The following is a 15,173-nucleotide window of genomic DNA, read 5'->3' on the forward strand; positions in this document are numbered from 1 at the left end:
GGGGGGAGGGTGAAGGAGCGTGCCCAGCCCCGCGACGCCGCCCGCATCTGCCGGTCGGTCCTACTTGACGCCGAGACCGGCGTCGGCGACCCCGGGCTTGCCCGCGGCCTTCAGGACCTTGTTCAGCGGCTTCAGGTCGTAGATGCCGGTCAGGTCCGGCTTCTCCAGCAGACCTGCCTTCACCGCGTGCTCGGCCTCCGCGTCCAGCGTGGCGGCCAGCGGGTCATCGGTGATCTGGATCGACTTCCACGCCGGGTCGAGGACCTCGGCGGGCAGCGCCTTGCCGGTCAGCTTTTCGAGCGCGGCGTTGGCGGAGGCCTTCGCCTTGTCCGGGTTGGCGTTGATCCACGCGTTGGTCTTCACCGAACCGCGCAGCACCGCCTCGACGACATCCGGGTGCTCGCTCAGGAACTTCTGCGACACGATGATGTTCGTGATCACGAACTTGTTGTCCGGCCACAGCGTCGACTCGTCGAGCAGTTCCTCCGCGCCCTCGGCGACCAGCTTGGACGCGGTGGGCTCGGGAACCCAGGCGCCGTCGATGGAACCGGACTTGTAGGCGTCCGGGGTCACCTTGTTGTCCGTACGGACCACGGAGACGTCGCCCTTGCCGCTCTGGGCGTCGACCTTCCAGCCCTTCTCGGAGATCCAGTTGAGGAAGGCCACGTCCTGCGTGTTGCCGAGCTGCGGTGTGGCGATCTTCTTGCCCTTGAGGTCGTCCAGGGTCTTGATCTTCTTCGGGTTCACGACCAGCTTCACCCCGCCGGAGGCGGAGCCGCCGATGATCCGCAGGTTCTTGCCCTTGGACTTGGTGAAACCGTTGATGGAGGGCGACGGGCCGATGAAGCCGATGTCGATCGAGTCGGCGTTGAGCGCCTCGATCTCGGAAGGACCCGCGTTGAACTGCGAGGTCTTGAGCCGGGTGCCTCCGAGTTCCTTCTGGAAGAGCCCCTCCTGGTCGCCGACCAGCGCGGTGGCGTGCGTGAGGTTGGGGAAGTAGCCGATCCGCACGGTGTCCGTGGAGAGCTTCTTCGCGTCGGCGGCGACATCCGACTTCCTGGATTCGTCGTCCTTCGCCTCGGAGCCGTAGCCGCAGGCGGTGAGCGCCACGGCGAGCAGCGGCAGGGCGGTGGCAGCGGCGAGGCTGCGGCGGAGCGTGGTACGGGGGGCAGACACGGGAGGTCTTCCTCTCGTTGGCCCGGTGATCGTGTCCGCCGGAAACTACGGGGACGCGGCCGGGGAGTCGACAGGTCTTCGTCTGAACCGGCTGTGCAGGCGGTGCGGTTGGTGCAAGCGGGCGCGCAGGCAGTGCGCGTACGTCATCGCGCACATCGCGCCACCCCGCCCTGGCCGCTGCCGAGGGCGCCGCTGCCGACGCGGCCGCCCTCCTTCGCGAAAGTGGAGTAGATGTCGATACTCATCAGAAGTTCCATTCGGCGTCGTCGGTGGCCGAGGCCTCGGCGGCGAACGAGGCACCGGCCATGCCGGCCGTCAGCGTGGTGCCGTCCGCCGGGTCGATCAGGAGGAAGGAGCCGGTGCGCCGGGAGTCCGCGTACGCGTCGAGCGCCAGCGGCTCCGCGGTGCGGACGACGACCCGGCCGATGTCATTGGCGTCGAGCCGGCCGGGCGCCGGGTGCTGGGAGAGGTCGTCCAGCGTGAGGCGCGAGGGGATGTCCTTCACGATCGCCTTGACCGTGCGGGTGGTGTGCTTGAGCAGTACCCGCTGGCCCACAGTGAGCGGCTGGTCCGCGACATGACAGACGGTCGCCTCTACGTCCCTCGTGACCGACGGCGCGTCGTCGGCCGGGGCGATCAGATCACCGCGCGAGATGTCGATGTCGTCGGCCAGCCGGATCGTCACCGACTGGGGCGCCCAGGCGATGTCCACGCTCTCGCCGAGCGCGTCGATCGCGGTGACCGTCGACGTACGGCCCGAGGGCAGGACGGTGACGGCCTCGCCGACGCGGAAGGCACCGGCCGCGATCTGGCCCGCGTAGCCCCGGTAGTCCGGGTGCTCGGCCGTCTGCGGCCGGATGACGTACTGGACGGGGAAGCGGGCGTGGCAGGCGGTGAGGTCATGGCTGACCGGCACCGTCTCCAGGTGTTCCAGGACCGTCGGGCCGCCGTACCAGTCCATGTGTGAGGACGGTTCCACGACGTTGTCACCGGCCAGCGCGGAGATCGGGATCGCGGTACACCAGTTTTCCTGGGGGTCCCCCCCGGACCCCCAGCCCGGGACGCCGAGGGATGCGGCGTACGCGGTGAACTCCTCGGCGATGGCGGCGAACACGGGCTCCGCGTAGTCGACCAGGTCCATCTTGTTGACGGCCAGCACCACATGCGGCACCCGCAGCAGGGCGGCGACCGCGGCATGGCGGCGGGTCTGCTCGACGACACCGTTGCGGGCGTCGACCAGGACGACGGCGAGCTCGGCCGTCGAGGCGCCCGTCACCATGTTCCGGGTGTACTGCACATGCCCCGGGGTGTCGGCCAGGATGAACCGGCGGCGCGGCGTGGCGAAGTAGCGGTAGGCGACATCGATGGTGATGCCCTGCTCGCGCTCGGCCCGGAGCCCGTCGGTCAGCAGTGCCAGGTCGGGCGCCTCCTGGCCCCGGCTGCGCGAGGCGTGCTCGACGGCCTCCAACTGGTCGGTGAGGACCGACTTTGAGTCGTGCAGAAGACGTCCCACGAGGGTGGACTTGCCGTCGTCGACGGACCCCGCGGTGGCGAACCGCAGCAGGGTGGTGGTCGACAACTGCTCTGTGTGCCGGGTGAGTGCGGTCATCCTAGAAGTACCCCTCGCGCTTACGGTCTTCCATCGCGGCCTCGGACATCTTGTCGTCGGCACGCGTCGCGCCCCGCTCGGTGAGCCGGGAGGCGGCGATCTCGGTGATCACGGCGTCCAGCGTCGTCGCGTCCGAGTCGACGGCGCCGGTGCACGACATGTCGCCGACCGTGCGGTAGCGCACCTGCCGGGTCTCGACCTGCTCGCCCTCCTTGGGGCCGCCCCAGTCGCCCGCGGTCAGCCACATCCCGGAGCGGTTGAAGACCTCGCGCTCATGGGCGAAGTAGATCTCCGGAAGCTCGATGCCCTCACGGGCGATGTACTGCCAGACGTCCAGCTCGGTCCAGTTGGAGATCGGGAAGACCCGGACGTGCTCACCGGGCGCGTGACGGCCGTTGTAGAGCTGCCACAGCTCGGGGCGCTGACGCCGCGGGTCCCACTGCGAGAACTCGTCACGCAGCGAGAAGACCCGCTCCTTGGCGCGCGCCTTCTCCTCGTCACGGCGTCCGCCGCCGAACACGGCGTCGAAGCGGTGCTGCTGGATCGCCTCGGTCAGCGGCACGGTCTGCAGCGGGTTGCGGGTGCCGTCCGGGCGTTCGCGGAGCTTCCCGGCGTCGATGTACTCCTGCACGGAGGCGACATGGAGGCGCAGCCCGTGCCGGGCCACCGTCCGGTCGCGGTACTCCAGCACCTCGGGGAAGTTGTGCCCGGTGTCCACGTGCAGCAGTGTGAACGGCACCGGCGCGGGCGCGAATGCCTTGAGTGCCAGGTGCAGCATCACGATGGAGTCCTTGCCGCCGGAGAACAGGATCACCGGCCGCTCGAACTCGCCCGCCACCTCGCGGAAGATGTGTACGGCTTCGGACTCCAGGGAGTCCAGGTGGCTGAGTGCGTACGGATTGTCGGTACCTTCCTGCACGGTCGCGACGGTCGTCATGCCGCACCCCTCTCGCTCAGCAGCGCGTAGAGCTCCGCCGCGGACTCCTGCACGGTCTGCCGGTGCGACTCGATCCGCAGATCCGGCGACTCGGGTGCCTCGTAGGGGTCGTCGACCCCGGTGAGCCCGCTGATCTCGCCGGCCGCCTGCTTGGCATAGAGGCCCTTCACATCGCGCACGGAGCACACCTCGACCGGAGTCGCGACATGCACCTCCAGATACGCGGTGCCCTCGGCCTGGTGCCGCTTGCGTACCGCGTCCCGGCTGTCCGCGTACGGGGCGATGACCGGGACCAGCACCTTCACGCCGTTGGCCGCCAGCAGCTCGGCGACGAAGCCGATCCGCTGGACATTGGTGTGGCGGTCCTCGCGGGAGAAGCCGAGACCCGCGGAGAGGAACTCCCGGATCTCGTCGCCGTCGAGCACTTCCACGCGGTGGCCCTCGCCGCGCAGCCGCCCGGCGAGTTCGTACGCGATGGTGGTCTTGCCCGCGCTCGGCAGACCGGTCAGCCAGATGGTGGCTCCCGTCTCCGTCACGCTCATCGAAGTCTCCTGATCAGTCGTCATCAGTGCAGCCCGCACTCGGTCTTGCCCCGGCCGGCCCAGCGTCCGGCGCGTGCGTCCTCGCCCGCCAGCACCCGGCGGGTGCAGGGCGCGCAGCCCACGGAGGCGTATCCGTCCATCAGCAGGGGGTTGGTGAGAACGCCGTGCTCGGCCACGTACGCGTCGACGTCGTCCTGCGTCCAGCGGGCGATCGGCGAGATCTTCACCTTCTGCCGCTTCTCGTCCCAGCCGACGACCGGGGTGTTCGCCCGGGTGGGGGACTCGTCGCGGCGCAGCCCGGTCGCCCAGGCCGCGTACGAAGTCAGGCCCTCCTCAAGGGGCTTGACCTTCCGCAACTTGCAGCACAGGTCCGGGTCGCGGTCGTGCAGTTTCGGTCCGTACTCGGCGTCCTGCTCGGCCACGGACCGGCGCGGAGTCAGCGTGATGACGTTGACGTCCATCACGGCCTCGACCGCGTCGCGGGTGCCGATCGTCTCGGGGAAGTGGTAGCCGGTGTCGAGAAAGACCACGTCCACACCCGGAAAGGCGCGCGAGGCGAGGTGGGCGACGACGGCGTCCTCCATGGACGAGGTGACGCAGAACTTCCTGCCGAAGGTGTCGGCGGCCCATTGGAGGATCTCCGGCGCGGAGGCTTCCTCCAGCTCCCGGGCCGCCCGCCCGGCCAGCTCCTTCAGTTCATCGATGCTGCGTTCTGCCATATGAGCATCCGTCATATCCCCTCCCCTTCAACGTTGTTGCGCTGCAACCCCCGGGTCAGCAGGCCCAGGAACTTCAGCTGGAACGCGCGGTTGCAGGAGGCACATTCCCAGGCGCCGTGGCCGGTCTCGTGCGGGCGCAGGTCCTCGTCACCGCAGTAAGGGCAGTAGAACGGCGCGGCGCGTTCGCTCATGACAGCGACTCCGCACTGGCCCGCGCCGCCCAGGCCGCGAACCGCTCGCCGTCCTCGCGCTCCTCCTGGAAGCGGCCCAGGACCCGCTCGACATAGTCGGGCAGTTCGGTCGAAGTGACCTTCAGCCCACGGACCTTCCGGCCGAACCCGGCCTCCAGGCCCAGGGCGCCGCCCAGGTGCACCTGGTAGCCCTCGACCTGGTTGCCGTCGGCGTCCAGGACGAGCTGGCCCTTGAGGCCGATGTCCGCGGTCTGGATGCGGGCGCAGGCGTTGGGGCAGCCGTTGATGTTGATGGTCAGCGGCTCGTCGAACTCCGGCAGGCGGCGCTCCAGTTCGTCGATCAGCGAGGCGCCGCGCGCCTTCGTCTCGACGATCGCCAGCTTGCAGAACTCGATGCCGGTGCAGGCCATCGTGCCCCGCCGGAACGGCGAGGGCCTCACCTGGAAGTCGAGCGCTTCGAGGCCGGCGACCAGGGAGTCCACCTGGTCCTGCTCCACATCGAGGATGAGCATCTTCTGCTCGACGGTGGTGCGCAGCCGGTCCGAGCCGTGGGCGGCCGCCAGGTCGGCGATCTTGGCCAGGGTGGAGCCGTCCACACGGCCGACCCGGGGTGCGAATCCGAGGTAGAACCGGCCGTCCTTCTGCTGGTGGACGCCGATGTGGTCGCGCCAGCGGCTGCTGGGCTCCGTGGGCGCGGGCCCGTTGGCGAGCGGACGCTTCAGGTACTCGTCCTCCAGTACCTGGCGGAACTTCGCCGGACCCCAGTCGGCCATCAGGAACTTCAGGCGGGCGCGGGTGCGCAGCCGACGGTACCCGTAGTCACGGAAGATGCCGACGACCCCGGCCCAGACGTCCGGCACCTCGTCGAGAGGCACCCAGGCGCCCAGCCGCTCGGCGAGACGCGGGTTGGTGGAGAGCCCGCCACCGACCCAGACGTCGAAGCCCGGGCCGTGCTCGGGGTGGACGACGCCGACGAACGCGATGTCGTTGATCTCGTGCACCACGTCCTGCACCGGCGAGCCGGAGATCGCGGTCTTGAACTTGCGCGGCAGGTTCGAGAATTCCTTGTTGCCGATGTAGCGCTCGTGGATCTCGTCGACCGCCGGCGTCCCGTCGATGATCTCGTCGGCGGCGATCCCGGCCACCGGGGAGCCGATGATCACGCGGGGGCAGTCGCCGCATGCCTCGGTGGTGGAGAGCCCGACGGCCTCCAGCTTCTCCCAGATCGCCGGGACGTCCTCGATGCGGATCCAGTGCAGCTGGATGTTCTGCCGGTCGGTGATGTCCGCGGTGCCGCGCGCGTACTCCTGCGAGATCTCGCCGATGACCCGCAACTGCTCGGTGGTCAGCCGGCCGCCGTCGATCCGGACCCGCAGCATGAAGTACTTGTCGTCCAGCTCCTCCGGCTCCAGGATCGCGGTCTTGCCGCCGTCGATTCCGGGCTTGCGCTGGGTGTAGAGGCCCCACCAGCGCATGCGTCCACGGAGGTCGTTGGGGTCGATCGAGTCGAAACCGCGCTTGGAGTAGATCGTCTCAATGCGTGTCCGCACATTGAGACCGTCGTCGTCCTTCTTGAACTGCTCATTGCCGTTGAGCGGAGTGTGGTGCCCCATGGCCCACTGGCCTTCGCCACGGTGGCGTCCGGCCTTGCGGCGGGGCGTGGTGGTCGCAGGCTGTTCCGGGGTAGCGGCCATGACGGTACGTCCTTCGGGACTGCAGGAGGGCGGCTCTGAGCTGCACACTCGCGCTGAGGCGCGGCGGTGCGCAGGGTTTGCAGAGAAAAGGGGATCGCGGCGGTGCTGGGACTCTCAGCTCGCCGGACAGATGGCGCTGGACATGCGGCCGAGATCGACGTGGCGTCGACTCACCAAGGCAATTCCAGTTCCGGACATGACGGAAGCCTGTCACGCGAATCTCGGACCAGTCCACCACTATCCATGATGTGGACGGGACTGTCCCGTGATGCGAGACGGTGTGGTGCCCATCACCCGGCCCGCCCGGGCCGGGCCGTCCGTAATGGCCGCAATCCCCCTACCTGCCGCAGGGAATTGCTGTCCGCGCGCTACCGCGCCGCCCCCGGCCACGGCCCCGGCGTCGCCGCCTCGGGCTCCAGCTCCACCTTCGTGTCGAACAGCTTGAAGCCGCGCCGCAGATAGTTGTCCATGGCGTGCGGGCCGTCCTTGGAGCAGGTGTGCAGCCACACCCGCTTCGTCGGTGTCCGCTCCGGCCAGCGCTCCGCCAGGTCCCAGGCGCGGGCGACGCCGTGCGAGAGCAGATGGCCGCCTATCCGGCGCCCCCGGAAAGCCGGTATCAGCCCGAAGTACATGATCTCCACCACGCCTTCGTCCTGCGGGTCCAGCTCGATGTATCCGGCCGGGGTGCCGTTCTCGTACGCCACCCAGGTCTCCGCCCCGGGCCGGTCCAGGGCCTCCTGCCACTGCGCGTACGTCATCGTGAGCCGGTCCGTCCACTGGATGTCGCCGCCGACCGCCGTGTAGAGGAACCGGCTGAACTCGGGCAGCGGGACCTCGGACCGCACGATCCGCACGTCGCCCTTTGGGACCGCGGCGGGGCGCAGATCGTCGGGGGAGGTCTGTTCCAGGGACCAGATGGTCACCTCGGCGGTGGTCGCAGTGGTGTGCGCGGGGTTGCTCATGGCTGCCAGGGAACCATGCCGCGCAGCCAGGGCCCAAGTCGGTCCCGCGGCTCGGACAGCGGGACCGGCGGCAAGCGGCGGGAGAGAGCGGTCCTAGGAGCCCTCACGTGCCCTGACCACCACCGGAGCCGTCGAGCGCGGCAGCAGATCGGCCGGATGATCCGGTTGGATCACCTCCACCTCGACCCCCTCGCCGAAGCGGTACGGGCGGTGTGCGAGCACCTCCGCGAGATGGCGGCGAATCCGTGAGATCTCCGCACGCACCGTCACCGTCCGGGTCGCGTCGCCGAAGATGTCCTCCGCCAGCTCGGATGCCGTACGCCCCTCGCGGTGCAGCGCCAGGGCGTACAGCAGCTCCGCGTGGCGGGGCGAGAGCCGCTGCGTCCAGGTGCCCACCGCACTCACCACATTGACCGTGAGCCCGCGCGGCCGGCTCAGGTCCAGCACCACCCGTCGCGGCGGCCCGTCCGAAGACCCGTCCGTGACCTGCACCAGCCAGCCGCCGGACAGCGGCTCGACCTGGCACATACCGAGCGACGGCAGCCACACCCGGCCCGGCTGCAACGACTTCGGCAGCGGCAGCCGGTCGACCGGCGGCATCCCGGTCACCGCGGCGAGCCAGCCGTGGGTGTCCACCGCCAGGGCCCGTCCACCCAGCCGGCACAGCAGCGGCGCCGCCACCGAACGCAGCCGGTCGATCGCCTGGAGATGACGGTTCCTGATCTCGCTCTCGGCCAGCCTGGCGACCGAACCGACCAGGGCGAGCGAGGTCGGATGGAACGTGGACGCCGGACCGCTGATGTCGAGGATGCCGATCAGCCGGCCGTCCCGCGGATCACGCACCGGGGCCGCCGCACAGGTCCAGTTGTGCAGACTGCGCACGAAATGCTCCGACGAATGAACCTGGACCGGTGTGCGTGAGACGAGCGCCGTACCGATCGCGTTCGTCCCCGTGCTCGCCTCCGCCCAGGCCGCGCCCTCCGCCAGACAGATGCGGTCGGCCCGGCGCAGCACCCCCGTATTGCCCTGGCGCCACAGCACCCGGCCCTCCACATCGGTGACCACCACGATCTGCTGGGCGGCATCCGCCAGGGAGACCAGGCCCTCGCTCAGCAGCGGCATCACCTCGCCCAGCGTCGAACTCCGTCGCCGGTGCTCGATCTCGTCCATCTCCAGCAGCACGCTCTCGGTGGACTGATCCGGATCGATTCCGCTGCGCAGCACCCGGTCCCACGAGGCGCCGATCTCCGCGCGCGGGGCAACCGGTGAACGCTCGCCCACGACCTTCGCCTCCCTGGCACGGTGGATCATGCGTAGGGCCTGGACGGACCGCGGCACAGCCGATCGCGTCACCTCGGCAGCGCTTGTGTCCACTCTCATTCCCCCAGATGCCGGCGCCGGACAAACGGCCCCGGGCCCATCCTGCCCGCTGCGAGGGTCCCGGCAGTGCGCACTCCACACAATGGTTGCAACCTTTTGCAACTCTGGCGAGGGAGTACAGGTCCGTATGAGAGTGACGGAACACCGCACGGCGGCGCCTGTGTCCCGCTGTTCGGTGTGCACAGCATGGAGGGTGGTGCCGTGTCGGCGCAGCACCACCCTCCGTTGCCGTAACTCTCCGGCTAACGCTCGACGGGCCGCGCCCGTTCCACGACCGATGCCAGATCGAGGCTGTGCGGCAGCGTCCCGAACGCCGTGCCCCAGTCCCCGCCCAGCCGTGACGCACAGAACGCGTCGGCGACTTCCGGCGGCGCCCAGCGCACCAGCAGCGAACCCTGCAGTACCAGAGCCATCCGCTCGACCAGCCTGCGAGCCCGCGCCTCGATCCCGTTCAGATCGGCGAGCTCCGTCAGCATGTCCTTGATCGCCCCGTCCAGCCGGTGATCGGCGCCGCGCGCCCTGCCGACCTCCTGGAGGAACGCGTTCAGGGCCAGCGGCTCGCGCTGCAGGGCCCGCAGCACATCCAGCGCCTGTACATTCCCGGAGCCTTCCCAGATCGAGTTGAGCGGCGCCTCGCGCAGCAGCCGGGGCATCCCGGACTCCTCGACGTAACCGTTGCCGCCGAGACACTCCAGCGCCTCACCCACCATCGGCGTGCACCGCTTCGTCACCCAGTACTTCGCCGTCGGCACCGCGATCCGCAGAAAGGCCCGCTCGCTCTCCGTATCGGCGTCGTACGCCGCCGCCAGCCGGAGCGCCAGCACCGTCGCGGCCTCCGACTCCAGCGCCAGATCGGCCAGCACATTGCGCATCAGCGGCTTCTCGATCAGCACCCCGCCGAACACGCTGCGGTAGGTGCAGTGGTGGATCGCCTGCGCCACCGCCTGCCGCATCAGCGCCGCCGAGCCGACCACACAGTCCAGCCGGGTCGCCGCCACCATCTCGATGATGGTGCGCACCCCGCGCCCCTCGTCACCGACCCGGCGCGCCCACGTCCCGTCGAACTCGACCTCGCTCGACGCATTGGACCGGTTGCCCAGTTTGTCCTTCAGCCGCTGGATCGCGAACGTGTTCCGCGTGCCGTCGGGCAGCACACGGGGCAGCAGAAAACACGTCAGGCCGGCGGGCGCCTGCGCCAGCACCAGGAAGCCGTCGGACATCGGCGCCGAACAGAACCACTTGTGCCCGGTGAGCAGATACTCGCCCTGCGCCGCCAGCGGCTCGGCCCGCGTTGTATTGGACCGTACGTCCGTGCCGCCCTGCTTCTCCGTCATGCCCATCCCGAAGAGCACACCGGCCTTCTGCGCCGCGGGCCGCAGCCCTTGCTCGTACACCTTCGAGGTCAGCAGCGGCTCCCAGTCGGCGGCCAGCGCCGGATCGGTCCGCAGCGCGGGCACCGCCGCGTGCGTCATCGACAGCGGGCAGCCGTGCCCCGCCTCGGCCTGCGTCCACACCAGGAACCCGGCCGCACGCCGCACATGACCGCCCGGCCTGCCCCAGGCGTCGGTCAGACCCGCGGCGACCGCATGACCCAGCAGCCGGTGCCAGGCCGGATGGAACTCCACCTCGTCGATGCGATTCCCGTACCGGTCGTGGGAACGCAGCACCGGCGGATTCTCGTTCGCCTGCACCCCCCACGCCTGCGCCTGCGCGGAGCCCGCGGATCTGCCCAGCTCGCCGAGCTCGCCCCGGGCCTCGGCGAGAAGCTCGGGCGGCATGTGACGTTGCACCGCCTCCGTGAGCGCGCGGTCGGCGGCGAAGACGTCGTAGCCGACCAGCGGCGGTACCTGGTTGGACACTGTGTGGGTGGTGGCTGCCATGCCGATACGGTAAGGACGTGCAGGCAGCAAATGAAACACCCGAGCGGCCACCGGGTCGACTCCACCGGGCCCGAGTCCTCTACCGCAACGTTTCCAAGCGGCAGATGGTCTGGCAGTTGCTCAAGGACACCGTCAACTCGTGCATGGAGTACCGCATTCTGGGACTCGCCGCCGAGGCGGCGTTCTTCACCCTGCTGTCCCTGCCTCCGCTGCTCCTCGGCCTGATCGGTCTGCTCGGTTACGTCGACGCGTGGACCAGCACCACCACGGTCGCCTCCATCGAGCGCAACATCCTCAACGCCGCGCAGACGGTGCTCAGCGAGCGGGGTGTGAACGACTTCGCCAAACCCCTCCTGGCGGACGTCACCACCGGCGCCCGGCCCGATGTCATCTCCATCGGCTTCGCCATCGCGCTCTGGTCCGGCTCCCGCGCGGTCAATGTCTTCATCGACACGATCACGGTGATGTACGGCCTCGACGGCCAGCGCGGCATCGTCAAGACGCGGCTGCTCTCCTTCCTGCTGTACGTCGTCGCGCTGCTGCTCGGTGCCGTCGTGCTGCCGCTGCTCGTGGTCGGCCCCGACCGGGTCGTGGAATTCATCCCGTGGGGCACCGAGCTCATAAGCGTTCTGTACTGGCCGCTGGTCATCCTGCTGTCGATCGCGTTCCTGACGACGCTCTATCACGTGTCCGTACCGGTCCGTTCACCGTGGATCGAGGACGTGCCGGGTGCGCTGGTGGCGCTCGCGATGTGGGTGCTCGGCAGCTTCCTGCTTCGGATCTACCTCACGAGTACGGTCGAGGGGCCCACGATCTACGGCTCGTTGGCGGCCCCGATCGCCGTCCTGCTGTGGATCGGTATCTCCGCGTTCGCGGTGCTGGTCGGAGCGGCGGTCAATGCCGCGATCGACCGGGTGTGGCCCTCGCTGGCGACGGCCGCGGCACGTGCGGCCAATGAGCGGGTACGGGCGGCCCAGGCCGCGGAGTTCGTCGCGCGGACGCAGGCGGAGAACCAGGACGGGGACTGGGACGACGATGACAGTCCCTATATGCCGTCCGAGTTCCCGGAGCGCTGGTCGAGGTTCCTGCCGCCGGACGATGTGAAGTCCAGGCTGCAGCCGAGCCGCGACAAGGAGTCGGACAAGTCGAACAACCCGTCCGACGACTGAGGACGCCCGCTGTCCTGCGGGTACGGCCGGTGCGGCGCCCGCACAAGCCGAGTCCGTTCGCCGACGGGAAGAGCGTGGGGGTATGGCCGACAGATACGAAGAGTGGGCGTCGCGGTTCGACGGTGCGACCGTGTGGACACTGAGTGTGCCGGGAGGTTCGGTCCACCCGGTGCTGCCCGACGGCTGCATGGACCTGCTCTGGATCGGCGGACGGCTGCTCGTCGCGGGCCCCGACACCCATGCCGGGACGTCGGCCGTCGGGACCGGCGGGCAGTACGCCGGCATCCGCTTCGCGCCCGGCACGGCCCCCGCGCTCCTCGGCGTACCGGCGCACGAACTGCGCGACCGCCGGGTCGACCTCGCGGACCTGTGGCCGGGCGCGCCGGCCCGCGTACTCAACGAGCGCCTCGCCGAAGCCCCCGACCCCGCCGCCGCACTGGAGACCATCGCCTTGCGGCGGGCGGCCGACACGACACCGCCGGACCCTGTGATGCGGTTTGTCGCCGCACAGCTCGGCGCCGGGCGGTCCGTCGCGGACACTGCGCAGGCGGTCGGCCTCGGCGCCCGCCAGCTGCACCGCCGCTCACTCGCGGCCTTCGGCTACGGGCCCAAGATGCTCGCCCGGGTCCTGCGGCTGCAGCGTGCGCTCACCCTCGCCCGGTCCGGAACGCCGTACGCAGAGGCGGCGGTCGAGGCGGGCTGCACCGACCAGGCCCATCTGGCGCGAGAGATGCGCGACCTGGCCGGTACCACGCTGACCGCCTACCTCACGCCCACGTGACGGGGCCGGGCAGGCGCTCGGCCTCAGCCGTTGGCGGCGAACAACGACACCGCGCAGCCGTCCGGGTCGAGGACCGTCGCATAACGCTGCCCCCACACCGCGTCCCACGGCTTCAGATGTCCCCGGTATCCGGCGCCGGTCAGGTCGTCGTACACCGCGTCCACCTCCGCCGGGCTGTCGCAGAGGAAGGCGAGTCCGAGGCGTTCCCCGCCGCGCGGCGCGGTCCAGTCGGGGTCGAACGAGCCGATGACGTCCTCGGTGTCCCACAGCAGTCGCTGCCCGCCCGGGAGCGTCACTTCGACATGAGGTGCGGATTCCGCATCGGCTGGGATGTCGAGACCGAGCCGGCGGTAGAAGGCGAGCGATGCGGCCAGATCCGCGGTGATGATGCCGATCGCGTCCATTCGTGGAGTCATGTTCCGACCGTAGACCGGGCCCCACCGGGGGTCTTGTACGAAACGGACATGGGCCGTGATCTTCAGACATCCCCGGGGACGCGGACCGCGTACGACGGGACCCGCCGGGACCGCAGGCCCGCGGCAGGTCCCGCCGCGCCGTCACGACGACGCGGTGCCGGCCGTGCAGTCGGCCGGTGATGTCCCCGGGTCCGTCAGCGCCAGACCGAGCTGGGCGCGTTCGGTGACCCAGCGGCTCGGGCGGTGACGCGGGTCGCCCGTCGTGCGGTGCAGCGCCCGGTGCAGCTCCAGCATCCGTTCGGCGCCGATCCGGTCGCCCCAGGCCAGCGGGCCGACGGGGTAGCCGAGCCCGGCCGTGACGGCCAGGTCGATATCGGCGGGGGTGGCGATGGAGCGCTCCGCGATCGATGCCGCGACCGAGACGATCGAGGCGAGCAGCCGCTGAGCGACCGAGCCCGCCGTGTCCCGTACCACCGAGACCGCGTAGGGCTCGTCGCCGTCCGCCGCCCGGGCCAGCACCGCGCGGGCGTCGCGCGCGGCGGCCGGATCCGCCGCCGGGGTCACGGCCAGCACCCGCCGCCGGCCGGCCGGCGGCAGCGGGTCCACGCCGAAGGTGCGCCCCGCGGGCAACCGGTGTGCGGCGATCACGGAGGCCACCGTGACGCCCCAGACCGGGACCAGTACGAGGGCGTCGGCGGACGGCTCCGTGCCCGTCTCGACGACGGCTCCCGCAGCGGTCAGCGCCGCACGCAGCACGGCCGCGTCCCGGGCCTGCGGTGCGGCGCCGTGGACGAACACCGGGCGGTTCGCGTCGCCCATGACCGGTGGTTCCGGGGCCGGGGCGGGCGCCTGGCGGCCGTGGTCGAACCAGCCGCGCCCGGTCTTGCGGCCGTGCAGCCCGGCGGCCACCCGGTTCGGGGTGAGATAGGAGGGGCGGAGCCGGTCCGCGTACCGGAATCCCTGCCAGATCGAGTCGATCACCGCGGCCGTCACATCCAGGCCTGTGAGGTCCATCAGCTCGAACGGACCCATCCGCAGGCCGAGCACATCGCGGGCGATCCGGTCGATGCCCGCCGGGTCGCCGATCGTCTCCTCCAGCAGCGCGAGCGCCTCGGTCACCAGACCGCGGCCTGCGTGATTGACCAGGAATCCGGGGGTGTCGGCGACCGTGACCGCACGGTGCCCGCAGCTCTCGACGAGCTCGGTGAGGGACGGCACGATCTCCGCGCGGGTGGCCGCACCCGGCACGATCTCGACGATCCTCATCAGCGGTACCGGGTTGAAGAAGTGCAGCCCTGCCAGGCGCGTCGGGTCCTTCAGCGCCGCGGCGATCCGGGTGACCGACAGGGACGAGGTGTTGGTCGCGAAGACGGCCGTCGCGGGCAGCGCCTGCTCCAGCCGGCCGAAGACCTCCGTCTTGGTGTCGAGGTCCTCCCGCACGGCCTCGATGACCAGCTCGACATCCGGGCCCTCCCCCCAGGGGTCGTCCAGCGGGATCAGCCGCTCCAGGGCGGCGGCACAGTCCTCGGCGGACATCCGGCCCTTCTGTACGGCCCGTTCGAGCATGGACCGTACGAAGTCCACGGCGGCCGTCACCGCCTCCGTCCGTACGTCGCACAGCTCGACGGTGTGTCCGGCGGTCGCCGCCCACTGGGCGATGCCGCGGCCCATGGCCCCGGCGCCGACGATCCTGATTCGCATGGCGGTTGCGGTCCTC

15 protein-coding genes are annotated in these 15,173 nt (G+C 70.3%); 2 read left to right on the forward strand and 13 right to left on the reverse strand.

The features are described 5' to 3' along the window. Positions 1-60: 60 nt before the first annotated feature. The 11 genes from IEZ15_RS09395 to IEZ15_RS09440 all read right to left on the reverse strand — a co-directional run bounded on the left by IEZ15_RS09395 (position 61) and on the right by IEZ15_RS09440 (position 11,090). Complete coding sequence (locus IEZ15_RS09395) at positions 61-1,176, reverse strand: aliphatic sulfonate ABC transporter substrate-binding protein (RefSeq protein WP_189275765.1); 1,116 nt, start codon at positions 1,174-1,176, stop codon at positions 61-63. A 244-nt stretch (positions 1,177-1,420) separates the two neighbouring features. Then, positions 1,421-2,785, reverse strand: coding sequence for a sulfate adenylyltransferase subunit 1 (locus tag IEZ15_RS09400; RefSeq protein WP_189275774.1), 1,365 nt, complete (start codon positions 2,783-2,785; stop codon positions 1,421-1,423). Between the two features lies 1 nt (position 2,786). Beyond that, a complete protein-coding gene (cysD, locus tag IEZ15_RS09405; RefSeq protein WP_189275776.1) occupies positions 2,787-3,722 on the reverse strand; it encodes a sulfate adenylyltransferase subunit CysD in 936 nt (311 codons plus the stop codon). Next, positions 3,719-4,264, reverse strand: coding sequence for an adenylyl-sulfate kinase (gene cysC / locus IEZ15_RS09410; RefSeq protein ID WP_229845811.1), 546 nt, complete (start codon positions 4,262-4,264; stop codon positions 3,719-3,721). The genes cysD and cysC overlap by 4 nt, the downstream gene beginning before the upstream one ends. Positions 4,265-4,287: 23 nt before the next feature. Next, entirely contained in the window at positions 4,288-4,983 is a 696-nt protein-coding gene (locus IEZ15_RS09415; RefSeq protein WP_373302535.1) for a phosphoadenylyl-sulfate reductase, read from the reverse strand. A gap of 11 nt (positions 4,984-4,994) precedes the next feature. Beyond that, positions 4,995-5,174: a hypothetical protein gene (locus tag IEZ15_RS09420; protein WP_114247378.1), complete on the reverse strand. Its 180-nt coding sequence runs from the start codon at positions 5,172-5,174 to the stop codon at positions 4,995-4,997. Beyond that, positions 5,171-6,868, reverse strand: a complete 1,698-nt coding sequence (locus IEZ15_RS09425; RefSeq protein ID WP_189275780.1) for a nitrite/sulfite reductase — start codon at positions 6,866-6,868, stop codon at positions 5,171-5,173. Before IEZ15_RS09425 ends, IEZ15_RS09420 begins: the two co-directional genes overlap by 4 nt. A gap of 114 nt (positions 6,869-6,982) precedes the next feature. Then, positions 6,983-7,066 (reverse strand): putative leader peptide, encoded by an 84-nt coding sequence (locus tag IEZ15_RS47000; protein WP_309486338.1) that lies wholly within the window; start codon positions 7,064-7,066, stop codon positions 6,983-6,985. A gap of 170 nt (positions 7,067-7,236) precedes the next feature. Further along, the gene (locus IEZ15_RS09430; protein WP_189275782.1) at positions 7,237-7,830 is read right to left on the reverse strand and encodes a GNAT family N-acetyltransferase; all 594 of its coding nucleotides are present in this window, start codon (positions 7,828-7,830) and stop codon (positions 7,237-7,239) included. A 93-nt stretch (positions 7,831-7,923) separates the two neighbouring features. Continuing rightward, positions 7,924-9,141: a helix-turn-helix domain-containing protein gene (locus IEZ15_RS09435; RefSeq protein ID WP_229845812.1), complete on the reverse strand. Its 1,218-nt coding sequence runs from the start codon at positions 9,139-9,141 to the stop codon at positions 7,924-7,926. Between the two features lie 311 nt (positions 9,142-9,452). Beyond that, positions 9,453-11,090, reverse strand: coding sequence for an acyl-CoA dehydrogenase family protein (locus IEZ15_RS09440; protein WP_189275784.1), 1,638 nt, complete (start codon positions 11,088-11,090; stop codon positions 9,453-9,455). 17 nt (positions 11,091-11,107) lie between these two features. Between IEZ15_RS09440 and IEZ15_RS09445 the strand changes: the two genes are divergently transcribed. Both IEZ15_RS09445 and IEZ15_RS09450 read left to right on the forward strand, forming a co-directional pair. Beyond that, positions 11,108-12,259: a YihY/virulence factor BrkB family protein gene (locus IEZ15_RS09445; RefSeq protein ID WP_189275787.1), complete on the forward strand. Its 1,152-nt coding sequence runs from the start codon at positions 11,108-11,110 to the stop codon at positions 12,257-12,259. A gap of 82 nt (positions 12,260-12,341) precedes the next feature. Further along, the gene (locus tag IEZ15_RS09450; protein ID WP_189275789.1) at positions 12,342-13,040 is read left to right on the forward strand and encodes a helix-turn-helix domain-containing protein; all 699 of its coding nucleotides are present in this window, start codon (positions 12,342-12,344) and stop codon (positions 13,038-13,040) included. 23 nt (positions 13,041-13,063) lie between these two features. Here IEZ15_RS09450 and IEZ15_RS09455 read toward each other — a convergent pair whose 3' ends face one another. Continuing rightward, the gene (locus IEZ15_RS09455) at positions 13,064-13,456 is read right to left on the reverse strand and encodes a VOC family protein (protein WP_189275791.1); all 393 of its coding nucleotides are present in this window, start codon (positions 13,454-13,456) and stop codon (positions 13,064-13,066) included. 141 nt (positions 13,457-13,597) lie between these two features. After that, positions 13,598-15,157 (reverse strand): 3-hydroxyacyl-CoA dehydrogenase, encoded by a 1,560-nt coding sequence (locus tag IEZ15_RS09460; protein ID WP_189275793.1) that lies wholly within the window; start codon positions 15,155-15,157, stop codon positions 13,598-13,600. Between the last annotated feature and the right edge of the window lie 16 nt (positions 15,158-15,173).

Source organism: Streptomyces atratus (genome assembly GCF_014648655.1).
In the GTDB taxonomy this organism is placed as follows: Bacteria; Actinomycetota; Actinomycetes; order Streptomycetales; family Streptomycetaceae; genus Streptomyces; species Streptomyces atratus.

Excerpts from the sequence above, each read along its gene's own strand:
- IEZ15_RS09400 (WP_189275774.1), bottom strand. The coding sequence starts at position 2,785 with ATGACCGCACTCACCCGGCACACAGAGCAGTTGTCGACCACCACCCTG.
- cysD (WP_189275776.1), bottom strand. The coding sequence starts at position 3,722 with ATGACGACCGTCGCGACCGTGCAGGAAGGTACCGACAATCCGTACGCA.
- cysC (WP_229845811.1), bottom strand. The coding sequence starts at position 4,264 with ATGAGCGTGACGGAGACGGGAGCCACCATCTGGCTGACCGGTCTGCCG.
- IEZ15_RS09415 (WP_373302535.1), bottom strand. The coding sequence starts at position 4,983 with ATGGCAGAACGCAGCATCGATGAACTGAAGGAGCTGGCCGGGCGGGCG.
- IEZ15_RS09420 (WP_114247378.1), bottom strand. The coding sequence starts at position 5,174 with ATGAGCGAACGCGCCGCGCCGTTCTACTGCCCTTACTGCGGTGACGAG.
- IEZ15_RS09425 (WP_189275780.1), bottom strand. The coding sequence starts at position 6,868 with ATGGCCGCTACCCCGGAACAGCCTGCGACCACCACGCCCCGCCGCAAG.
- IEZ15_RS47000 (WP_309486338.1), bottom strand. The coding sequence starts at position 7,066 with ATGTCCGGAACTGGAATTGCCTTGGTGAGTCGACGCCACGTCGATCTC.
- IEZ15_RS09430 (WP_189275782.1), bottom strand. The coding sequence starts at position 7,830 with ATGAGCAACCCCGCGCACACCACTGCGACCACCGCCGAGGTGACCATC.
- IEZ15_RS09435 (WP_229845812.1), bottom strand. The coding sequence starts at position 9,141 with ATGATCCACCGTGCCAGGGAGGCGAAGGTCGTGGGCGAGCGTTCACCG.
- IEZ15_RS09440 (WP_189275784.1), bottom strand. The coding sequence starts at position 11,090 with ATGGCAGCCACCACCCACACAGTGTCCAACCAGGTACCGCCGCTGGTC.
- IEZ15_RS09450 (WP_189275789.1), top strand. The coding sequence starts at position 12,342 with ATGGCCGACAGATACGAAGAGTGGGCGTCGCGGTTCGACGGTGCGACC.
- IEZ15_RS09455 (WP_189275791.1), bottom strand. The coding sequence starts at position 13,456 with ATGACTCCACGAATGGACGCGATCGGCATCATCACCGCGGATCTGGCC.
- IEZ15_RS09460 (WP_189275793.1), bottom strand. The coding sequence starts at position 15,157 with ATGCGAATCAGGATCGTCGGCGCCGGGGCCATGGGCCGCGGCATCGCC.